Origin of the sequence: Microbulbifer pacificus (assembly GCF_002959965.1) — a bacterium.
GTDB lineage: Bacteria > Pseudomonadota > Gammaproteobacteria > Pseudomonadales > Cellvibrionaceae > Microbulbifer > Microbulbifer pacificus_A.
The window spans coordinates 1,562,087-1,583,589 of record NZ_PREV01000027.1 but is presented as its reverse complement, the minus strand read 5'-3'; the positions used below and the strand labels follow the sequence as shown (position 1 = coordinate 1,583,589).

Below are 21,503 nucleotides of genomic sequence, written 5' to 3'. Positions count from 1 at the left end.
CCCAGCTGACCGATAGTGAACCAGTACCGTGAGGGAAAGGCGAAAAGAACCCCGGAGAGGGGAGTGAAATAGAACCTGAAACCGTATACGTACAAGCAGTAGGAGCAGGCTCGTCCTGTGACTGCGTACCTTTTGTATAATGGGTCAGCGACTTACTGTCTGTAGCAAGGTTAACCGCATAGGGGAGCCGTAGAGAAATCGAGTCTTAATAGGGCGTTTAGTTGCAGGCAGTAGACCCGAAACCCGGCGATCTATCCATGGGCAGGTTGAAGGTTGAGTAACATCAACTGGAGGACCGAACCGACTCCTGTTGAAAAAGTAGCGGATGACCTGTGGATCGGAGTGAAAGGCTAATCAAGCCGGGAGATAGCTGGTTCTCCTCGAAAGCTATTTAGGTAGCGCCTCGCGTCTCACCCTCGGGGGTAGAGCACTGTTTGGGCTAGGGGGTCATCCCGACTTACCAACCCCATGCAAACTCCGAATACCGAGGAGTGCAATCGCGGGAGACACACGGCGGGTGCTAACGTCCGTCGTGAAAAGGGAAACAACCCAGACCGCCAGCTAAGGTCCCAAATACCAGTTAAGTGGGAAACGATGTGGGAAGGCCCAGACAGCTAGGAGGTTGGCTTAGAAGCAGCCATCCTTTAAAGAAAGCGTAATAGCTCACTAGTCGAGTCGGCCTGCGCGGAAGATATACCGGGGCTCAAACTGGTAACCGAAGCTGCGGATGCTCTTATGAGCATGGTAGAGGAGCGTTCTGTAAGCCGTTGAAGGTGAACTGTGAGGTTTGCTGGAGGTATCAGAAGTGCGAATGCTGACATGAGTAACGACAAGGGGGGTGAAAAACCCCCCCGCCGGAAGACCAAGGGTTCCTGTCCAACGCTAATCGGGACAGGGTTAGTCGGCCCCTAAGGCGAGGGCGAAAGCCGTAGTCGATGGGAAACAGGTTAATATTCCTGTACTTGCAATTGCTGCGATGGAGTGACGGAGAAGGCTAGGCCAGCATGGCGATTGGTTGTCCATGTTTAAGGTCGTAGGCTGGGGGATTAGGCAAATCCGGTCCCCTAAGGCTGAGAACTGATGACGAGTCTCTTTAAGAGACGAAGTGGTTGATGCCCTGCTTCCAGGAAAAACTTCTAAGCTTCAGGCAATTGCGAACCGTACTCTAAACCGACACAGGTGGTCAGGTAGAGAATACCAAGGCGCTTGAGAGAACTCTGGTGAAGGAACTAGGCAAAATGGTACCGTAACTTCGGGAGAAGGTACGCCGGTTTTGGTGATGGGACTTGCTCCTTAAGCTGAGGCCGGTCGAAGTGACCAGGTGGCTGCGACTGTTTATTAAAAACATAGCACTCTGCAAACACGTAAGTGGACGTATAGGGTGTGACGCCTGCCCGGTGCCGGAAGGTTAATTGATGGGGTTAGCGCAAGCGAAGCTCTTGATCGAAGCCCCGGTAAACGGCGGCCGTAACTATAACGGTCCTAAGGTAGCGAAATTCCTTGTCGGGTAAGTTCCGACCTGCACGAATGGCGTAACGATGGCCACGCTGTCTCCACCAGAGACTCAGTGAAATTGAAATCGCTGTTAAGATGCAGTGTACCCGCGGCTAGACGGAAAGACCCCGTGAACCTTTACTATAGCTTTGCACTGAACTTTGAGCCTACTTGTGTAGGATAGGTGGGAGGCTTTGAAGCAGGAACGCCAGTTCCTGTGGAGCCATTCTTGAAATACCACCCTGGTATGTTTGAGGTTCTAACTCTGGTCCGTAATCCGGATCGAGGACAGTGTATGGTGGGTAGTTTGACTGGGGCGGTCTCCTCCCAAAGAGTAACGGAGGAGTACGAAGGTGCACTCAGCATGGTCGGAAATCATGCAATGAGCATAATGGTATAAGTGCGCTTGACTGCGAGACAGACATGTCGAGCAGGTACGAAAGTAGGTCATAGTGATCCGGTGGTTCTGTATGGAAGGGCCATCGCTCAACGGATAAAAGGTACTCCGGGGATAACAGGCTGATACCGCCCAAGAGTTCACATCGACGGCGGTGTTTGGCACCTCGATGTCGGCTCATCACATCCTGGGGCTGAAGCCGGTCCCAAGGGTATGGCTGTTCGCCATTTAAAGTGGTACGCGAGCTGGGTTTAGAACGTCGTGAGACAGTTCGGTCCCTATCTGCCGTGGGCGTTGGAGATTTGAGAAGAGTTGCTCCTAGTACGAGAGGACCGGAGTGAACGAACCTCTGGTGTTCCGGTTGTCACGCCAGTGGCATTGCCGGGTAGCTATGTTCGGACGGGATAACCGCTGAAAGCATCTAAGCGGGAAGCCTCCTTCAAGATGAGATCTCCCTGGGACCTTGAGTCCCCTAAAGGGCCGTGGAAGACTACCACGTTGATAGGCTGGGTGTGGAAGCGTTGTGAGGCGTTGAGCTAACCAGTACTAATTGCCCGTGCGGCTTGACCATACAACAGAGATGGTTACTAACGAACGGATTGTGTAAGCAATCGAGAGACGTGCAAGCTTCTCGCAAGAGATCGACTTGCGGTGTATTACTACAGAATGTTTCGCCGAAGTATTTGGGGTTATCGCCGGTCTAAACGACCAGGCAAACAGCGATAACAGGTAGCGCAGGGCACAGCCCGTAAGACCAGCACCAACCCAAGCCAGTTTGCCTGACGACAATAGAGTTGTGGAACCACCTGATCCCTTGCCGAACTCAGAAGTGAAACGCAACATCGCCGATGGTAGTGTGGGGTTTCCCCATGTGAGAGTAGGTCATCGTCAGGCTTCAAATCCGAAAGGCCGTACAGGAGACTGTACGGCCTTTCTTCTTTTACGCCTGCCGATGACCTGCATTTTCGCTTCGCGAAAAGGTCACGGTGATTCGAGCCAAAGGCTCTCACCCTCCGGGCTGCCTCCGGCAGTCCAAACGGCGTTGCCGTTTGTCAGGCTTCTAAAAAAGAAAACCCCCGCAGGGAAACCTGCGGGGGTTTTTTGTTTGGTACCAGAGGCCGGACTCGAACCGGCACGCTTTTAAGGGCGGGGGATTTTGAATCCCCTGTGTCTACCAATTTCACCACTCTGGCATTGTTTGGAACAGCTTAGGCAGCTGGCTCCAAGAGGAGGATGATTATAGCGATAGACTTGATGCGGTCAACAGGATTTGGCTGCGGCAACAGTTTCCGTTACTCTTCGCGGCCATTCAACGAGCACCTAGACTGAAATCATGCAACGCCAGGATTTTTATTTTGATCTGCCTGAATCCCTGATCGCGAAAGCGCCGACCGCGGAGCGTCGAGGGAGTCGTCTGCTTTGCCTGGATGGCAATGATGGTGCATTGGCGCATCGTCAATTCGCGGATTTGCCGGAACTGATCGAACCCGGTGACCTCTTGGTCTTCAACGATACACGAGTAATTCCCGCACGGCTTTTTGCGCACAAAGCTACCGGCGGGCAGCTCGAAATCCTGGTAGAGCGGGTACTTGATGATCGACGCGTACTTGCTCATATCCGCTCCAGCAAATCACCAAAGCCTGGTAGTGAAATTCTTCTAGAGAACGGACAGGTCGTTCAAATGCTCGCGCGGCATGACGCGCTGTTTGAGCTGCTATTTCCCGAGAACGGCGTCTTGGCAACGCTGAATGAGCAGGGACATATGCCCCTGCCGCCCTACATCGATCGTCCGGACAACGACACAGATAAAGAGCGTTATCAGACTGTGTATAGTCGTAACGCTGGAGCTGTGGCTGCCCCAACAGCTGGTTTGCATTTTGATGATGCGATGATTGCGTCACTTCGTGAGAGAGGGGTCGGTACCGCCTTTGTGACCTTGCATGTTGGTGCCGGCACGTTTCAGCCGGTGCGAGTCGACGATATATACCGCCACAAAATGCATAGTGAAGTACTGGATGTTTCTCAGGATGTCTGTACGGCTGTAGCAGAGTGTAAAGCCCGGGGTGGGAAGGTGATAGCGGTGGGGACCACCAGTGTTCGAGCTCTCGAAAGTGCTGCTGCGAGTGGCGCTCTGGTTCCGACGCAAGGAGAAACTGAGATCTTTATTTATCCCGGGTACAAATTCAGGGTTGTTGATCGTCTGATCACCAACTTTCATCTTCCCGAGTCGACACTGTTGATGCTGGTGAGTGCATTCGCGGGTTATAGAAACACAATGAATGCCTATAGCGAAGCTGTGCGAAACCGATACCGTTTTTTCAGTTACGGTGATGCGATGTTGATCGATAAGAATCCCAATGTAATAGCCGAAGAGGTGGGCCGGTCGTGATGTACCTGATACCTGTTATGAGGCGAATCAATCAGAGGAGTGCGTTTTGAGCCGCCAGTGTTTTATGAAGTTTGAGCTGGATTCTACTGCGGGCAAGGCCCGGAGGGGCCGGCTGCACTTTCCCAGAGGGGTGGTTGAGACTCCCGCATTCATGCCTGTCGGTACCTACGGAACGGTCAAGGGCATGTTGCCTCGGGACGTTGAGGGAATCGGAGCCCACATCATTCTTGGAAATACGTTTCATCTGATGCTGCGACCAGGTACTGAAGTCATCAAGGCACATGGTGATCTACACGATTTCATGCAATGGCAAGGGCCGATCCTGACAGATTCCGGCGGTTTTCAGGTGTTCAGTCTGGGGCAGATGCGCAAAATCACCGAGGAAGGGGTGTCTTTCAAATCCCCGGTGGATGGCAGTCCGGTTTTTATGGGCCCGGAAGAGTCAATGGCGGTGCAGAGGGATCTTGGATCGGACATTGTGATGATCTTTGATGAATGTACTCCCTACCCAGCCACCGCGGAGGAGGCGCGCAAGTCAATGGAATTGTCATTGCGCTGGGCCAAGCGCTCGAAGGAGGCGCATGGTGATAACCCGGCGGCGCTGTTTGGCATTGTGCAGGGAGGGATGTATCCCGAGCTGCGGGATGTGTCCTTGGCGGGGTTGTCCGAGCTGGGCTTCGACGGCTACGCCATCGGTGGTCTCTCTGTGGGAGAGCCGAAGGAGGAGATGATCAAAGTACTGGATCATCTCGCTTACAAAATGCCGGGGGATAAACCCCGTTACCTGATGGGTGTCGGCAAGCCAGAAGATATTGTCGAGGCGGTGCGCCGTGGAGTCGATATGTTCGACTGTGTCATGCCTACCCGCAACGCACGCAATGGACACCTGTTTACCTTCTCTGGTGTGGTCAAGATCCGCAATGCAGTTCACCGTCACGACACGCGGCCTCTGGATGAAGAGTGCGACTGCTATACCTGCGAGAACTTTTCCCGCAGCTATTTGCACCATCTCGACAAATGTGGGGAGATCCTCGGATCCCAGCTCAATACAATCCACAACCTGCGGCACTACCAGCGTCTGATGCAGAGGATTCGCGATGCGCTGGACGCGGGGAACCTCGACGGGTTCGTGACCGATTTCTATCGCGGTCTGGGGCGAGAAGTACCACCGCTGGGATAAGTAGCGGGACCGTGCATTTGTACGGACTTTTTATCCCCGTATAATCAGCCACCGTCTTTGAACGCCCTGTAAGAGCTGGCGGGCTGTCAATCCGGCCAGTGTGGCCGTGGCACGACCTTGTAAAAATGAGGTTTCGCCCGCATATCCTCGGATATTGCTAAAAACGAGCCTGCACAGCGGGCCATTCCAACAATGAGAACAGCATGAATCGCTATCCCCTCTGGAAATATCTCCTGATCCTGATTATCACCGGGTTAGGGCTCCTGTATGCCGCCCCGAATTTGTACCGCCCCGATCCGGCTGTTCAGATTTCGGGCCAGTCGAGCGCGCTTAAAATTGATCAGAATGTACTCAGTCGTGCCGAAAAGGCGCTGAATGAGGCGGGGATTGAGTACTTCGGTGGCGAGGTTCAGGAAAAATCGGTGCTGTTGCGCCTGAAGTCCATCGAAGAACAGCTGCCTGCGAAACGTGCTATCCAGGAGTCCCTCGGACATAGCGAATATGTGGTGGCACTGAACCTGGCTCCGACCACACCGGAGTGGCTCAGAAACATGGGTGCAAACCCGATGAAGCTTGGTCTCGACCTGGCTGGCGGTGTGCACTTCCTGATGGAGGTGGATACCAATTCCATCGTCAAGACCAACATGGAAGGTTACGTTTCCGATGTAAAGACCAAGCTGCGTGCCGCCAAGGCCCGGTATCGCGGTGTGGAACTGGAGGGCGATCGTGAAATCGTGGCCAGTTTCCGCGATGAAGAGCTGCGCTCACTCGGTATGCGTACCATGCGTAAAGAGTTCCCCACCCTGCAATTGGCGGAGGCTGGGAGTGGTGAAAACCTTGAAGTTCGAGCCACGCTTTCCGAGCAGGAAATCAAGCAGCTCGAAGACTATGCCGTTACCCAAAACCTCACCACCCTGCGTAATCGGGTGAATGAACTGGGTGTGGCTGAGCCCATTGTGCAGCGCCAGGGGCGCAACCGGATCGTGGTCGAGCTTCCGGGGGTGCAGGACACCGCGGAAGCCAAGCGGATCATTGGCAAGACGGCGAATCTGGAATACCGCATGGAGGCCAAGACCGATGCGCTGGTGACCAATAAGGAATATTTTGAATACAGAAACGAGCAGGAGCGTGCCGCGTACGGTGGCGCGTGGCTGGAGCGCAAGATCATCATCTCTGGCGAACGTGTGACCGATGCTCGTGTGGGCTATGACGAAAGTGGTTTTCCCCAGGTAAACATCACCCTGGACGCTCGTGGTGGTGAAATGATGCATCGCGCGACCTGGAAAAATGTCGGGCGCCGTATGGGAACCTTGTTTGTGGAGAGCCGTTTCACTCCGGAAAAACAGGTGGATGCCGATGGCAATGAGGTAATCGTCCAGAAACGTACCGATGACAAGAAAATCATCAGCCTGGCCACCGTGCAGAGCCCACTTGGCCGCCAGTTCCGCACCACGGGCCTGGGCAGCCCTGCAGAGGCTCAAGAGCTGGCCCTGCTGCTGCGCTCAGGTGCGCTCGCAGCGCCAATGTATTTTGTCGAAGAGCGTGTAATCGGCCCATCTCTGGGCGCTGACAATATTGAAGTTGGTGTCACATCGGTGCAGATCGGTATGTTGGCCGTTGTGCTGTGCATGCTGATTTTCTACCGGGTGTTTGGTCTTGCCGCGAATATTGCGCTGGCCGTGAACATGGTACTGCTGGTTGCGGTGATGTCGATTCTCGGTGCGACCCTCACCTTGCCGGGTATTGCAGGTATGGTGTTGACCATCGGTATGGCGGTAGACGCGAACGTGTTGATTTTCTCGCGGATACGGGAGGAACTGCGCAATGGACTCTCGCCGCAGTCTGCGATCAGTGCGGGCTTTGACAATGCCTATAGTGCAATTGTGGACGCGAACATCACCACACTGATTGTGGCTGTGATCCTGTACGCCATCGGCTCCGGCCCTGTGCAGGGCTTTGCGGTGACCCTTTCCATCGGCATCCTGACTTCCATGTTCAGTGCGATCATGGGAACGCGGGCATTGATCAACTTGTTCTACGGCGGCCGCCGTGTACAGAAACTGTGGATTTGAGGTGCGGTGATGAGTAATACCAAAGAAGAAAACGGCAAGATCACCGAGTACATGGGTAAGCGCGTGTACGATTTCATGCGCTGGCGCAAATTAGCCTCGGCTTTTTCCATTGCACTGGTGGTGGCGTCGATTGTCGCCTTGGCCGTGAATGGTCTGAAACTGGGGCTCGATTTCACTGGCGGGACCCAGATCGAAGTGGGATATGAGCGCGCACCCAAGATCGAAGATGTGCGCGCGCAGCTCGATCAGGCTGGTTTCAAAGGCGCGGCAGTGGTGCGTTTTGGTTCTGACAGCGAACTGCTGATCAAACTGCCGCCGGAAGTGGCGCAATCACAAGCCCAGCAAGATGCCCGCACAGCCGAAGCCAACAACTCTATTGGCGACAAAGTGGCGGGCGTGTTAAGGGCACACAGTGATGGCCGTGTCGACTTGCGCAGGGTAGAAATGGTTGGCCCACAGATCGGTGAAGAGCTGCGGGATGACGGTGGCCTAGGAATGCTGTTTGCTCTTGCGGTGGTGATGGCTTATGTCGCGCTGCGATTCCAGTACAAGTTTGCCGTGGGCGCCGTGGTGGCGTTGATTCATGACGTGATCATTGTTCTGGGTTTTTTCGCCATCTTCCGGCTGGATTTTGATCTGACGGTGCTGGCTGCGGTACTGGCGGTAATCGGTTACTCCATTAACGACACCATTGTGGTGTTTGACCGTATCCGGGAGAACTTCCGCAAGGTGCGTCAGGCCGAGCCGGCCGAGGTCATCAACATTTCCATGAGCCAGACCCTGAGCCGTACCTTTATGACCTCGTTCACCACCTTGCTGGTACTGTGGGCACTGCAGTTCTTTGGTGGCGAGCTGATTCACAATTTCTCGCTGGCTCTGATCGTCGGTATTGTGATCGGTACTTTCTCTTCGGTATATGTGGCGGCGAACATCCTTATGGCGATGAACACCACTAAAGAAGACCTGATGCCGCCAGTGAAAGAGGGGGCAGACCTGGACGAAATGCCCTGATCACGGTTGATCTCAGATTAAAAAAGGCGGGAACCCCCCGCCTTTTTAGTTTTCGTCTCGCCTTGTGGCGATGCGCTGATTGTTTCCGGCCCTCAGGCCTGGCTTCAGGCGCGGGGTTTTTTGCCGAGAGTAATATGTTTCGGACCGGCTGTATTGGTCTGCCCGCTGACGCCCTTAGGAATCTGCTCGATTTGTCCGCCGTTCGCGAGAAAGGCCTGAACTTGCGCTTCAATTGCTTCACGTGACTCGGTTGACACAGTTTCCTTGCCCCGTTTGTTCACGCTGGATGCTTTCTTAGCCACTTTTTTGTCCACTATTCATGTATGAGCAGCGGATAATACCTCAATCTGTGCAAAAAATCACCCATGGGTATTGACGCCTGGCCGAAGCCTGATTTAGGGGGCTGATCGGGCTGATGTGCTTCTACCTGTAGCTTGAGATCCGATGGATACAAAGCGGGGGGCTCACTCCGAAACCACGTCGCGGTTCACCCGTTTGTTATTGTCAATAAAATACTGGCCCAGATAACGAGCATAATTGACTCCGGCGTCACTGATATAGTTACCGCTCGCGCCCTCGCCGCCAGACCAGGTGTGATCGACATCGTTCAGCCACAACATGGAAACCCGGCCGTCCCGCCATAGGGTTTCACTGGCTGTTCTGTTGCCGTTGCCAAAGGTTTTGGTGTCCGGCAACCGCTCGATACCGTATACCTCTGCCATCCCCTCTGAATTCTGTGTGTTGTAACATCGGTCCACAACTGAGTCGCCAGTGCCGTGAGCCACGGACGCAATCTGGGAATTGAGGTATCTGTCGTAACGGTCGGCATAACGGCGACAGCGATTGGCGACGTCGGCCGTTTCACAATTGCGGATGGCTCCAGTGGCACTGGTGCCAATACTCGGTCCGGCGCTGATACCCATACCCGCAAAGACATCGGGAGCTATGCAGGCCGTGGTATTGGCGAAGACCGCACCGGAAGAAAGGCCGGCTATATATACCTGGTCCCGGTCGATATCGCGGCTGGTGTCGCCACTCAGGGTATTAGCCAGATCGATCAGGTTTTTATAGTCCCCGGATGAGCGGGATTTTGTACCTTCCCAGTAAGACCAGCAGTTGTATCCGGCTTTGTGCACCGCCTCCGGAACAGCGACCACCATCCCAAACTCTTCGGCGGCGATATCCAGGTTTGCCGTCAGGTAGGCATCAATGGGCTGGACGCACCCGTGCAGAACCACAAGCAGGGATCTTCCTCTGCCGATAGGTGAGAGTGTGTCGGGGGTATAGATATGGACCCTGTCGAAGCCGCCGATGGCGACATCTTTTTGCCAGCTGCCCGCATAGGTATTGCAGGTGACCACTGCCAGTAAAAGTCCGAGTCTCAACGCCTGAACGATATGTTTGATTTTGCCCATTGCCTTGCCGTATCTGTTATCGGGGTCACGTCAGCTTACCGGCAGGCGGGATCGGCGAATATACGACTTAGGTATCGGCGTCAGGTAAGGGGTGGCTCAGTCGTCAGATGCGGTTTCGCCTTCGGACTGCGGCGGCAACAGCGGCCAGCCCCCCATGTCGCGCCAGCGATTGACGATACCACAGAAGAGTTCCGCAGTTTTCTCGGCATCGTACTCGGCGGAGTGGGCGGCGCTGTTGTCGAAGGCAATACCCGCAGTCTGGCAGGCCTTCGCCAGCACCGTCTGGCCGTATGCGAGACCGGACAGTGTGGCGGTATCCATACATGAGAAGGGATGGAACGGGTTGCGCTTTAGACCGCAACGGTTGACGGCTGCATTGATGAACCCCAGGTCAAAATGGGCGTTGTGCGCCACCATGATGGCTCGGGTGCAGCTGTGGAGCTTGATTGCCCGGCGAATCTGGCGGAAAAGCTCGGGTAAGGCAATTTCCTCAGGCCACGCATCGCGATCCGGTGACTCAAGGTCGACGCCGATAAAATCCAGCGCCGACTGCTCGATATTTGCGCCTTCGAACGGCTCAATATGGAAACTGTGGGTTTGCTCAGGATAGAGCGTACCTGCTTCATCCATATTCAGAATAACGGCAGAAACCTCCAGCAGAGCGTCGGTGCGGGCGTTGAAGCCCGCAGTCTCGAGATCCAGAACGACTGGCAGGAAGCCGCGAAATCGCTGAGCCAAGAGAGATTTGGGGCCAGTGGGAGCTTCTGCTGGGGTCACGGGGTGTCCTGGTACTTCTTTTCTGCTTTCGGTAGTTGGTCTAGGGCTGTCAGCGCAGTCGCCAATTCAGTGTTTCGCCCGCCGCCAATGGAATCAGTGCTTCATCGCCCATTGGCAGGCCGCTGGGCAGTGTCCACGGTTCGCGTACCAGGGTGATGGTACCGCTATTGCGGGGAAGACCGTAAAAATCCGGGCCGAACTCGCTGGCAAACCCTTCCAGTCGATCCAGTTTGCCGGCGCGTTCAAAGGCTTCCGCGTACAGCTCGATGGCGCTGAAGGCGGTGTAGCAGCCGGCACAGCCGCAGGCCGCTTCTTTTTTACCCTGTGCATGGGGAGCCGAGTCGGTACCAAGGAAAAACTTCGGGCTTCCGCTGGTCGCCGCCTCAATCAGCGCATCCTGGTGAATACTGCGTTTCAGGATGGGAAGACAGTAATAATGGGGACGGATACCCCCCACAAGCATATGGTTGCGATTGTACAGCAAATGGTGGGCGGTAATGGTTGCCGCTACTCCCTCGCGGGCTTCGGCAACAAATTCCGCCGCATGCGCCGTAGTGATGTGCTCAAGCACGATTTTGAGGCGAGGGAAGTCGGCGACCACACGGCCGAGGATATTTTCGATGAATACACGCTCGCGATCGAAGATGTCGATATCGCTGGTGGTGACCTCTCCATGCAGCAGCAATTTCATGTCACAAGACTGCATTGCTTCCAGTGCCGGATAGATGTTCGCGATGTCTGTGACTCCGGAATCGGAGTTGGTGGTGGCGCCGGCCGGGTACAGCTTGGCGGCGACAACCCCGGCGGCGTGCGCCTGCTGGATGATCTCCGGGGAAGTTTTGTCAGTGAGGTAGATCACCATCAGTGGGGAAAATACCATGCCTGCCGGGACCGCGGACTCAATCCGCGCCTTGTAGGCCAGTGCACCCTCGGCGTTGGTTACCGGTGGAACCAGATTGGGCATGATGATGGCGCGGCGGAACTGTCGGGCGGCATCGCCAACGGTACGCGCAAGGGCTACACCGTCACGCAAATGGATATGCCAGTCGTCTGGTGCGCGCAGAGTAATTTGCTGTCTGGAGTCCACCGAATATCTCCTCCCGGATTGATCGCGGCGCCGATGCTACCTGAAGCGCCAATAAATTGCGAAAACTGCGGTAATTGCCTCATCGTTCGGCAGATTGAATATAAAGTAAACAGGGGCTGCCGCTTGCTGCGTGGGCAGCCTACCGACTGTCCGTCGGGTGCTAGTCGTGGGCGAATCTAGGCGCTACAATCGCGCCCCGAAAAAAGGCGGCCTTTCCGCACTTCCTGGGCACAAATCCAATATAAATCCCCCCAGACTGAACATTACGCGGGTGCATCGCTTCTCCTGAGGCGTTGTAACACTCGTTGGCGACGGCTTTGCCCCCCACATACGGGCCCCACTATACAGAGGATAGTAATGAGCAAGATCGACAAGGTGGTATTGGCGTATTCTGGCGGACTCGATACATCGGTGATCGTGCGCTGGCTGCAGGATACCTACGGGTGTGAGGTTGTTACCTTTACCGCCGACATCGGTCAGGGTGAAGAGGTTGAGCCGGCCCGGGCCAAGGCCCAGGCACTGGGCGTAAAAGAGATCTATATCGACGATCTGCGCGAAGAGTTCGTGCGCGATTTCGTGTTCCCGATGTTCCGGGCCAACACCATTTATGAAGGCGAATATCTGCTCGGCACCTCTATCGCCCGCCCGCTGATCGCCAAGCGGCTGATCGAAATCGCCAATGAAACCGGCGCGGATGCCATTTCTCATGGTGCCACCGGCAAAGGCAACGATCAGGTCCGTTTCGAACTGGGTGCCTATGCCCTGAAGCCTGGCATCAAGGTCATTGCCCCATGGCGCGAGTGGGACCTGACCTCGCGCGAGAAGCTCATGCAGTACTGCGAGCAGCACAAGATCCCGGTGGATTTTTCCAACAAGAAGAAAAAGTCCCCGTACTCCATGGACGCCAACCTGCTGCACATCTCCTACGAGGGCGGTGTGCTGGAAGAGCCGTGGGCGGAAGCGGAAGAGGATATGTGGCGCTGGAGTGTCAGCCCGGAAGCCGCGCCTGATCAACCCACTTATATCACTCTGCAGTTCGAGAAAGGCGACCCGGTCGCCATCGACGGCGAGCGTTTAAGCCCGGCCTCGCTGCTGGAAAAACTCAACAAACTGGGCGGAGCCAATGGGATCGGACGTCTGGATATCGTGGAAAACCGCTATGTGGGTATGAAGTCCCGCGGTTGCTACGAAACTCCTGGCGGCACCATCCTGATGAAGGCGCACCGCGCCATCGAGTCCATCACTCTGGATCGCGAAGTCGCGCACCTGAAGGATGAGCTGATGCCGCGTTACGCGATACTGATTTACAACGGTTACTGGTGGTCCCCCGAGCGCCGTATGCTGCAGGCCGCGATCGACGAATCCCAGGCCGTGGTCAACGGTGAAGTACGACTGAAGCTGTATAAAGGCAGTGTCAGTGCCGTAGGGCGCCGCTCCGCGGACAGTCTGTTTGATGAGCGCATCGCCACGTTCGAGGATGACGCCGGCGCCTACAACCAGAAGGATGCCGAAGGATTCATCAAATTGAACGCCTTGCGGCTGCGTATCGCTGCGGGTAAAGGCAGAGACTTGATCTGAATAGGCAGAAACGGCGATAGAAGCATGTAAATCGTCGTTTTTGTGCCCGCCCGGTCTACCGTGAAGGGAACGGTCGCTATTGTTTTGGCGGACGCCGCTCGCGTTTGACGGAAACGAATTTCTAAAAGCAACGGAAGTAACACAATGACGACAACAGTGGCAGAGGCCGGCAAGTTGCCGGACTATGACTACAACATTGTGCGCCAGTTCACCATTATGTCGGTGGTCTGGGGTATTGTTGGAATGGGTGTCGGCGTATTGATCGCCGCGCAGCTCGCCTGGCCTGTGTTAAACGACATCTGGCAGCCCTTTACGCACTTTGGTCGTCTGCGACCATTGCATACCAATGCGGTGATTTTCGCATTCGGTGGCAGTGTCCTGTTCGCCACTTCCTACTATGTTGTGCAGCGTACCTGCCAGACCCGTCTCTGGGGCGGCTGGCTGATTCCCTTCACGTTCTGGGGCTGGCAGGCGGTTATTGTCGGTGCGATCATCACTCTCCCGCAGGGGATTACCTCCGCGAAAGAGTACGCCGAACTGGAATGGCCGCTGGATATCCTGATTGCGCTGATCTGGGTTGCGTATGCGCTGGTGTTCTTCGGTACCATTGCCAAGCGCCGCACTTCGCACATCTACGTAGCGAACTGGTTCTTTGGGGCATACATCATCACCATTGCCGTGCTGCATATCGTCAACAACCTGGCGATGCCGATCAGCGCGGATTCATGGAAGGCGTATTCGCTTTATTCCGGCACCAAGGACGCCATGATCCAGTGGTGGTACGGCCACAACGCCGTAGGTTTCTTCCTGACGGCGGCCTTCCTCGGCATCATGTACTACTTCGTGCCCAAACAGGCCGGTCGTCCGGTGTATTCCTATCAGCTGTCCATCGTGCACTTCTGGGCGTTGATCTCCATCTATGTATGGGCCGGCGGCCACCATCTGCATTACTCCGCACTCCCGGACTGGACTCAGAGTCTCGCTATGATCATGTCCGTGATCCTGCTGGCACCCTCCTGGGGTGGCATGATCAACGGCATCATGACCTTGTCCGGTGCCTGGCACAAACTGCGCACTGATCCGACTCTGCGCTTCCTGGTGGTATCTCTGTCCTTCTACGGTATGTCCACGTTCGAAGGTCCGATGATGTCGATCAAGACCGTGAACGCGCTTTCCCACAACACCGACTGGACCATTGGTCACGTGCACTCCGGCGCGTTGGGCTGGGTTGCGATGATCTCTATCGGTGCCCTGTACCACCTGGTACCGGTGCTCTGGAATCGCAAACAGATGTATAGCGTCAGCCTCATCAACGCGCACTTCTGGCTGGCGACGGTAGGCACCGTGCTGTACATCGCGGCGATGTGGGTGAACGGAATTACCCAGGGCCTGATGTGGCGTGCCTTCAACGCCGACGGCACCCTGACATACAGCTTTGTTGAAAGTGTTATCGCAAGCCACCCGGGTTACATCGTGCGTTGGTTGGGCGGTGCCTTCTTCCTGACCGGTATGTTCCTGATGGCGTACAACGTATTCCGTACCATCACTGACGAACCCGAAGAATCTGAGGTGCGTCACGATGAACATCTGCCCGCAGCGAAGTCGGCATAAGGGGAACGTATCGTGAAAAATCATGACATCGTAGAAAAGAATATCGGCCTGATGATTGTGCTGATCATCGTCGCGATCAGCTTTGGCGCTCTCGTGGAGATCGTTCCTCAGTTCTTCACCACCAACAACAATGAACCCCTCGCCGGCCTCAAGCCACTCCCCGCGCTTGAGCTGGAAGGGCGTGACATCTACATCCGTGAAGGCTGCCATGTTTGCCACACACAGATGATTCGTCCATTGCGGGCGGAAGTGGAGCGTTACGGTCATTACTCGATGGCACAGGAATATGTTTATGACCATCCTTTCCTGTGGGGCTCCAAGCGCACAGGACCGGATCTGGCCCGTGTAGGCGGCCGTTACTCCGATGAGTGGCACCGCGCGCACCTGTACGATCCGCGCAATGTGGTGCCGGAATCCATCATGCCTTCCTATCCGTGGCTGTTTGACAATGTGATCACCGGCGAGCACACCGCAGACAAAATGCGTGCGATGCGTGCCATTGGTGTTCCCTACACCGATGAAGATATCGCCAACGCCAGCAAGCCGTTTATCGGCGGTCGCGTTCACGAAATTGACGCATTGGTGGCCTATCTGCAACAGCTGGGCGTTCTGGTTCAGCAAAAGCGGTAAGGGCGAGGCCACATTTTGGATATCAATATTTTGCGGCAGATAGGTGTAGTGCTGGGGGCAGTTGCCTTTCTGGCAATCTGCTGGTGGGCCTTTTCTCCGAAGCGTAAAAAGCGCTTCGAGGAGGACGCCAAACTGCCATTCGCCGACGAACAGGAATCAACTGAAAAGGGCGCTCACGAGAGCGAATCCCGCTCCGACGATGAAGCCGGAGCCAAACAGGAACAGGGGCAAGACAAATGAGTACAGGTTGGAGTATCTGGGTAATTGTGCTCACCCTTACCAATCTCATATTGGTCACTTGGGTTTTGTTTGCCAACCGCAAAGTGGCGGTTGACGACCAGGAAGACCCGGAAAACCGTACTACCGGCCATGTTTACGATGGCATTGAAGAGTACGATAACCCGCTGCCGAAGTGGTGGTTTCTTCTGTTCATTCTGACGCTGGTATTTTCCGCCGCATACCTGGTGATTTACCCGGGCATGGGAAATTTCAAGGGAATCTCAGGCTGGACTTCCGTCGGTGCCCTGAAATCCGATCAGGCCAAAGCCCAGGCGGAGTTCAAGGAGACGTTTGGACAATACGCAGATATGCCGATTGAGAAAATTGCCGAGAATCCTGAAGCCCTGAAAATGGGTGCGCGGATTTTTGCCAACAACTGTGCCGTTTGCCACGGCGCTGACGGTGGTGGCAACTACGGTTTCCCGAACCTGACTGACGGTGACTGGCTGTACGGTGGCACCCCGGAAAAAATTCTGGAAACCCTCAACAATGGTCGCCAGGGACTGATGCCGCCACAAGGTCCGGTAATTGGTGAGGCCGGTGTCAAGAATGCCGCCGAATACGTGTTGGCCATGAACGGCCTCGAGCACGATGCAGCCATGGCGGAGAAAGGCAAGCAGGTGTTTGGCACGGTCTGTATGGCCTGTCACGGTATGGACGGCAAAGGCAATCAGGCGCTGGGTGCGCCGAACCTGACCGACGATATCTGGCTTTACGGCGGTACCCGTGAAGAAATCCAGCACACGATTCGTGGCGGTCGCAGCAACCATATGCCTGCGCAGAAGGAAAAACTGCGTGAAGACAAAATCCGTCTGGTGGCAGCCTATGTCTACAGTTTGTCTCGCCAGGATGAAGTCCAGCAGTGAGTTCGAAGCGAGCAAACTGATCTGAAGGAAAAGTGGCGGCGATGCCGCCACTTGCATTGGCCGGGAAAGGCATCGCAGGGAAGAATAACAAGCCTCATTGCATGTATCTGCAGTCATATCCCGATCCCGAACAATCGGGAAGCGAGGTGTTGTGAGCGACAGAATACCCACACGGGAAGAGCAGGATGGCGATGGTGAAGTCCGCTATCGCATGCTCTACGAGTCTGATGACAAGGTCTACATCCGCCATATTCGCGGCGTCTACACCCGTATTCGCAAGTACACCGGGCTGCCATTGTTATTGGCGTTTTTCTTCATCCCCTGGCTCAATATCGATGGGCACCAGGCGGTGCATTTTGATCTCCCCGCGCGACAGTTTCATATTCTCTGGACCACGTTCGGCCCGCAGGACGGGTTCCTGCTTGCTTGGCTGTTGATCATAGCGGCCTTTGCACTGTTTGCAGTTACGACCTGGTTGGGCAGGGTGTGGTGTGGCTTCACCTGTCCGCAGACGGTGTGGACGCTGATGTTCATCTGGGCCGAACGCGTGTGCGAGGGGGATCGCAGCAAGCGGATGAAGCTGGATGCATCGCCCTGGGGCGTGGAAAAAGTACTGCGCAAGAGCGGCACTCACGCCATCTGGCTGTTTATCTCCCTGGCTACAGCGCTGGCCTTTGTGGGGTACTTCTATGGAATCCGCGATCTGGTGGTGGATCTCGCGACCTTCAATGCGCATCCTCAGGGCGTGTTCTGGGTAGCTTTTTTCACGTTTGCCACCTACATGAATGCGGGCTTCCTGCGCGAGCAGGTATGCAAGTACATGTGCCCCTACGCGCGCTTCCAGTCGGTGATGTACGACAAGGATACCCTGGCGGTCTACTACGATGCCCGTCGCGGCGAGGCGCGAGGCCCGCGCAAGAAAAACGTCGACTACAGAGCCCAGGGTATGGGTGACTGCATCGACTGCTACTGGTGTGTGCAGGTGTGCCCGGTGGATATCGATATCCGCGATGGCATGCAGTACGAATGCATCAACTGTGGTCTCTGCGTCGATGCCTGTAACAGCGTTATGGACAAGATGGAGTACCCCCGAGGTCTGATCCGCTTCACATCCGAAGATGAACTCGAAGGTGCCAAAACCCGTTTTGCACGCCCCCGGCTGTTTGGCTATGCGTTGATTTTACTGCTGATGACAGGACTGTTTGCGCACCAGGTGGTGACCCGCAGCCCGGTGCAGGCGGAAGTGCTGAGAGACCGCGGTGCGCGTATGTACCGGGTATCTCAGGGGCTGGTGCAGAATGTCTACACGGTCAAAATCAACAATATGGATCAGAAGCCTCACGAGTTCAGCATCCATGTCGAGGGCAAGGACGGGTACGATTACTCGCTGCGTATGCAGCGAGGCACCAGGGTGAATCCGGGGGAGATATACTCCGTGCCCATCCGTGTCAGTGTGCCCCAGCAGCAGCTCAAGGAAACCAAGCACGATATCGAAATCGTGATTCAGGCCAAGGATGCCCCGGAACTTGGGGACCGCCATAAAACCGTATTTATCGGTCCCAAATGAATTCCGGCAATTCCGTGCGCGGTTGCCCAACATGCATTAGCAAACGATGGTTGAACACAAAGTGCCTCAAACTGCAGAGAAACATTCGGACGCGCCGGCACCCTGGTACCGGGAGCCCTGGTTCTGGTTGGTCATGTCGCCGCTGGTACTGGTGATCGCGGTGTCCTTCGTCATGGTTTCCATTGCGGTGCGCCACGGCGATGACGTAGTGAGCGACACCTACTACAAGGAGAGCCGGTTATACCACTTCAGCGCCGAGCAGGATCAGCGTGCGCGAGAGTTGGGCCTGGCGGGAGTACTGCTGTTCTTGCCTGAGGACCGCATTGTCACACTGGACCTTCGCGGTCAGCTCGAATACCCAGAGAAGTTGCTGCTGTCCCTGAGCCATCCGGTCGAGGCAGACCTGGATACGCATATCCTGCTGGAGCAGGAGTCCATCGGCCGCTACCGTGGTCGGGTGGAGGCTCCGCTGCAGCACCGCTGGTATGTGCAGGTGATTCCTGAGCTGAATCCCGACGCATTCCGGGAAGCGCCGTGGCGGCTCAAAGGGGAAATCAATTTCGACATCGGCAACGGAGTGCCCCTGAAGCCCGCCGAGCAGTAAGCCTATGACCGCCCCTATCGCGCCCCTGTCTACGTCCGCCCGCACCGCGACGGGTCCCGTAGACTGCTATCACTGCGGTTTACCGGTGGCAGAGGGCAGTACTTTCTCCGTCAGGATTGACGGCACACTCAGACCCATGTGCTGCCCCGGTTGTGAGGCGGTAGCGGGTGCCATCGTGGCCGGTGGGCTCGACAACTTTTACCGCTTTCGCGAGCAGAGCAGCCAGCGCCCGGAGCTGGCACCGCAGACCGACCGTTGGAGTGCCTACGACCTGCGCGAGGTCCAGAGCGAGTTTGTGCGCGATCTTGATGGAGGTTCGCGCCCTGAGAAGGCTGCGCCACTGCGGGTAGCGAGCCTGTTGATCGGCGGTATTACCTGCGCCGCCTGCGTGTGGCTGATCGAAAAACAGCTGCAACAGATACCGGGTGTACACCGGGTGTCGGTCAATGCCAGTACCCATCGCGCGCAGATTGCCTTTGACCCGGAGCAAGTGCCCGTCAGCCGGCTGTTCGCCTCCCTCGCCGCCATCGGTTATCGCCCGGCACCCGCTACCGCTGCCAACAGCGAGCGCCTTATTCTGCAGGAGCGACGCGCCGCCATGCGTCGTCTGGGCGTGGCTGGGCTCGGTACCATGCAGGTCATGATGTTCGCGATTGCCCTCTATTTCGGCGCCGGAAAAGGTATTGAGCGCGAATTCGAGCTGTTCTTCCGCTGGGTGTCGCTGGTGGTCGCCACGCCGGTGGTCTGCTATGCGGCGCAACCGTTCTTTGCGGCGGCCTGGCGGGCACTGCGCACAGGCCAGCTGGTGATGGATGTGCCGGTTTCCCTCGCCATCGGCCTCGCCTATGGGGCGAGTGTCTATGCCACCGTATTTGAAACCGGTGAGGTGTATTTCGAGTCGATTTCCATGTTCACCTTCTTCCTGTTGCTGGGACGGGCAGTGGAAATGCGCGCGCGGCACCGCGCCGGGCTTGCCAGCGGCGGTCTGGCCCAGTTGCTGCCGCTGGCGGCTCAGCGCCTGCGCGAACAGAGGGGCGAACAGGGGGATCAATCTTCGCTTGAGTCGGTTCCGGTTTCGGCCCTCAGAGTTGGCGACCAAATACTGCTGCGCCCTGGAGATACCATCCCCGTAGACGGTGTGGTGATCGACGGCGCAAGTGGTGTTGATGAGTCCGTGCTTACCGGTGAATCGGCCCTGCAGCAAAAGACCGCTGGGAGCTCCGTGTTTGCGGGAAGCGTTAATGGTGACTCCTCGCTCACCGTGGAGGTCAGTGCTGCCGGTAAGAGTACCCGGTTGTCGGCGATAGAAAAGCTGGTGGAGCGCGCGCAGCTGGACAAGCCTTCACAGGTCGCGTTGGCGGACCGGTTAGCGGGGCGGTTTATTGCCGCAGTACTGTGTATTGCCGTGGCAGCTTTCGTATTCTGGTGGCAGCAGGCGCCGGACCGGGCCTTCTGGATCGCCTTGTCGGTACTGGTGGTGACCTGCCCCTGCGCTCTGTCTCTGGCGACACCGGCGGCGCTGGCGGCTGCGACTCTGCGCCTGCAGCAGTTGGGGCTGCTGGTGGCGCGAGGGCATGTGCTGGAAGCGCTGCCGGGACTCAACCGGGTGATTTTCGACAAAACCGGGACTCTTACGGAAGGCGAGCCGCGACTGCGGGCGATTGTTCCCCTGCGTGCCGGTGTGGCGGAGGTCGATGTGCGGGAGATCGCCGCCGCCCTCGAAGCTCACAGCAATCATCCACTGGCGCGGGCCTTCAGCCCCTGGATTGGCCGGCGCACGGCGCGAGAGCTGCGCTCGGTGACCGGGCGCGGTGTATCCGGTATCTGCGGCGGTGAGCACTACCGTCTTGGGCGGGCGGACTTTGTATTGGATCCTCTCGGCAGCATGGCTGTGCACCCGCAGGTGCCTGTGGCGTCTGGGCAGTGGCTACTGCTGGGGGATTCCCGCGGGCCGCTGGCCTGGCTGGGACTGGGGGACGAAATGCGCGAGAGTGCGCCGTCTTCTGTGGCGCAGTTGCGGGAGCAGGGGCTTGCGTCAGAGCTACTGAGTGGCGATCAGTCTGTGGAGGTACCGCGGTTGGCGCAGCTGACGGGTATCGAAACCTATCGCGCCGGTGCATCCCCCGAGCAGAAACTCGCGCACTTACAGGCGCTACAGGCGAGCGGAGAGCGCCTGCTGATGGTGGGAGATGGCATCAATGATGTGCCGGTGCTTTCCGGCGCGGATGTGTCGGTGGCGATGATGTCCGCCGCAGATCTGGCGCAGTCGCAAGCGGATGCCATCCTGCTGCAGGGAGACTTGCGTGCCTTGCCCAGGGCCTTTGCATTGGCGCGCAAGTGCCGCACAATTATTCGCCAGAATCTGGCGTGGGCCATTCTTTACAATCTGCTGGCGTTACCACTGGCGTTTCTCGGCCTGGTACCGCCGTGGGCGGCGGCTATCGGCATGTCGCTGAGTTCCCTGGTGGTTGTGGTCAACGCCCTGCGGCTGTCCCACTGGCAGCCGGCGGTCTGACTGCGGCGAGGCAGCAGGTTCTCAGGGCCGT

16 protein-coding genes, 1 tRNA gene and 2 rRNA genes are annotated in these 21,503 nt (G+C 56.6%); 14 read left to right on the top strand and 5 right to left on the bottom strand.

Annotated elements, in window-relative coordinates; translation table 11 throughout:
- Together C3938_RS17530 and rrf are read left to right on the top strand one after the other, a co-directional pair.
- Positions 1 to 2,462, top strand: a 23S ribosomal RNA gene (locus C3938_RS17530); the annotation flags it as partial.
- A gap of 207 nt (positions 2,463 to 2,669) precedes the next feature.
- Positions 2,670 to 2,785, top strand: a 5S ribosomal RNA gene (gene rrf / locus C3938_RS17525).
- A gap of 212 nt (positions 2,786 to 2,997) precedes the next feature.
- On the opposite strand, the gene C3938_RS17520 is transcribed toward rrf, so the two are convergent.
- Positions 2,998 to 3,084 (bottom strand) — tRNA-Leu (locus C3938_RS17520).
- A 140-nt stretch (positions 3,085 to 3,224) separates the two neighbouring features.
- Here C3938_RS17520 and queA point away from each other — a divergent pair.
- The 4 genes from queA (at position 3,225) to secF (ending at position 8,543) form a co-directional block, all read left to right on the top strand.
- The gene (gene queA / locus C3938_RS17515) at positions 3,225 to 4,280 is read left to right on the top strand and encodes a tRNA preQ1(34) S-adenosylmethionine ribosyltransferase-isomerase QueA (protein ID WP_105104473.1); all 1,056 of its coding nucleotides are present in this window, start codon (positions 3,225 to 3,227) and stop codon (positions 4,278 to 4,280) included.
- A 46-nt stretch (positions 4,281 to 4,326) separates the two neighbouring features.
- Positions 4,327 to 5,460 (top strand): tRNA guanosine(34) transglycosylase Tgt, encoded by a 1,134-nt coding sequence (gene tgt, locus C3938_RS17510; protein ID WP_199775645.1) that lies wholly within the window; start codon positions 4,327 to 4,329, stop codon positions 5,458 to 5,460.
- 203 nt (positions 5,461 to 5,663) lie between these two features.
- Positions 5,664 to 7,532 carry a protein translocase subunit SecD gene (gene secD, locus C3938_RS17505; protein ID WP_105104471.1) on the top strand — a complete coding sequence of 623 codons (1,869 nt, stop codon included), beginning with the start codon at positions 5,664 to 5,666 and terminating at the stop codon, positions 7,530 to 7,532.
- Positions 7,533 to 7,541: 9 nt separating this feature from the next.
- Complete coding sequence (gene secF / locus C3938_RS17500) at positions 7,542 to 8,543, top strand: protein translocase subunit SecF (RefSeq protein ID WP_233998973.1); 1,002 nt, start codon at positions 7,542 to 7,544, stop codon at positions 8,541 to 8,543.
- Positions 8,544 to 8,647: 104 nt separating this feature from the next.
- On the opposite strand, the gene C3938_RS17495 is transcribed toward secF, so the two are convergent.
- From C3938_RS17495 to pyrC, 4 genes are all read right to left on the bottom strand, one after another.
- Positions 8,648 to 8,824 (bottom strand): hypothetical protein, encoded by a 177-nt coding sequence (locus C3938_RS17495; RefSeq protein WP_418903588.1) that lies wholly within the window; start codon positions 8,822 to 8,824, stop codon positions 8,648 to 8,650.
- A 183-nt stretch (positions 8,825 to 9,007) separates the two neighbouring features.
- Positions 9,008 to 9,958 (bottom strand): alpha/beta hydrolase family esterase, encoded by a 951-nt coding sequence (locus C3938_RS17490; protein ID WP_105104470.1) that lies wholly within the window; start codon positions 9,956 to 9,958, stop codon positions 9,008 to 9,010.
- Between the two features lie 96 nt (positions 9,959 to 10,054).
- Positions 10,055 to 10,735, bottom strand: coding sequence for a ribonuclease T (gene rnt / locus C3938_RS17485; RefSeq protein WP_105104469.1), 681 nt, complete (start codon positions 10,733 to 10,735; stop codon positions 10,055 to 10,057).
- Between the two features lie 49 nt (positions 10,736 to 10,784).
- Complete coding sequence (gene pyrC / locus C3938_RS17480; protein WP_105104468.1) at positions 10,785 to 11,822, bottom strand: dihydroorotase; 1,038 nt, start codon at positions 11,820 to 11,822, stop codon at positions 10,785 to 10,787.
- A gap of 357 nt (positions 11,823 to 12,179) precedes the next feature.
- On the opposite strand from pyrC, the gene C3938_RS17475 reads away from it, so the two are divergent.
- The 8 genes from C3938_RS17475 (at position 12,180) to C3938_RS17440 (ending at position 21,472) form a co-directional block, all read left to right on the top strand.
- On the top strand, positions 12,180 to 13,400 hold the full coding sequence (locus C3938_RS17475) for an argininosuccinate synthase (protein WP_105104467.1): 1,221 nt from the start codon (positions 12,180 to 12,182) through the stop codon (positions 13,398 to 13,400).
- A gap of 144 nt (positions 13,401 to 13,544) precedes the next feature.
- Positions 13,545 to 15,011: a cytochrome-c oxidase, cbb3-type subunit I gene (gene ccoN, locus C3938_RS17470; RefSeq protein ID WP_105104466.1), complete on the top strand. Its 1,467-nt coding sequence runs from the start codon at positions 13,545 to 13,547 to the stop codon at positions 15,009 to 15,011.
- Positions 15,012 to 15,023: 12 nt separating this feature from the next.
- Positions 15,024 to 15,641 carry a cytochrome-c oxidase, cbb3-type subunit II gene (gene ccoO, locus C3938_RS17465; protein ID WP_105104465.1) on the top strand — a complete coding sequence of 206 codons (618 nt, stop codon included), beginning with the start codon at positions 15,024 to 15,026 and terminating at the stop codon, positions 15,639 to 15,641.
- Between the two features lie 15 nt (positions 15,642 to 15,656).
- Complete coding sequence (locus C3938_RS17460) at positions 15,657 to 15,881, top strand: cbb3-type cytochrome oxidase subunit 3 (RefSeq protein ID WP_105104464.1); 225 nt, start codon at positions 15,657 to 15,659, stop codon at positions 15,879 to 15,881.
- Entirely contained in the window at positions 15,878 to 16,786 is a 909-nt protein-coding gene (gene ccoP / locus C3938_RS17455; protein WP_199775644.1) for a cytochrome-c oxidase, cbb3-type subunit III, read from the top strand. The genes C3938_RS17460 and ccoP overlap by 4 nt, the downstream gene beginning before the upstream one ends.
- A gap of 151 nt (positions 16,787 to 16,937) precedes the next feature.
- The gene (gene ccoG, locus C3938_RS17450; protein WP_105104463.1) at positions 16,938 to 18,353 is read left to right on the top strand and encodes a cytochrome c oxidase accessory protein CcoG; all 1,416 of its coding nucleotides are present in this window, start codon (positions 16,938 to 16,940) and stop codon (positions 18,351 to 18,353) included.
- Between the two features lie 61 nt (positions 18,354 to 18,414).
- Positions 18,415 to 18,957 carry a FixH family protein gene (locus tag C3938_RS17445; protein WP_233998972.1) on the top strand — a complete coding sequence of 181 codons (543 nt, stop codon included), beginning with the start codon at positions 18,415 to 18,417 and terminating at the stop codon, positions 18,955 to 18,957.
- 4 nt (positions 18,958 to 18,961) lie between these two features.
- Positions 18,962 to 21,472 carry a heavy metal translocating P-type ATPase gene (locus C3938_RS17440; RefSeq protein ID WP_105104461.1) on the top strand — a complete coding sequence of 837 codons (2,511 nt, stop codon included), beginning with the start codon at positions 18,962 to 18,964 and terminating at the stop codon, positions 21,470 to 21,472.
- The last annotated feature ends 31 nt before the right edge of the window (positions 21,473 to 21,503 follow it).

Bases quoted from the DNA above. Each gene is read 5' to 3' on its own strand.
- queA (WP_105104473.1), top strand. From the start codon at position 3,225: ATGCAACGCCAGGATTTTTATTTTGATCTGCCTGAATCCCTGATCGCG.
- secD (WP_105104471.1), top strand. From the start codon at position 5,664: ATGAATCGCTATCCCCTCTGGAAATATCTCCTGATCCTGATTATCACC.
- secF (WP_233998973.1), top strand. From the start codon at position 7,542: ATGAGTAATACCAAAGAAGAAAACGGCAAGATCACCGAGTACATGGGT.
- C3938_RS17490 (WP_105104470.1), bottom strand. From the start codon at position 9,958: ATGGGCAAAATCAAACATATCGTTCAGGCGTTGAGACTCGGACTTTTA.
- C3938_RS17475 (WP_105104467.1), top strand. From the start codon at position 12,180: ATGAGCAAGATCGACAAGGTGGTATTGGCGTATTCTGGCGGACTCGAT.
- ccoN (WP_105104466.1), top strand. From the start codon at position 13,545: ATGACGACAACAGTGGCAGAGGCCGGCAAGTTGCCGGACTATGACTAC.
- ccoP (WP_199775644.1), top strand. From the start codon at position 15,878: ATGAGTACAGGTTGGAGTATCTGGGTAATTGTGCTCACCCTTACCAAT.
- C3938_RS17440 (WP_105104461.1), top strand. From the start codon at position 18,962: ATGACCGCCCCTATCGCGCCCCTGTCTACGTCCGCCCGCACCGCGACG.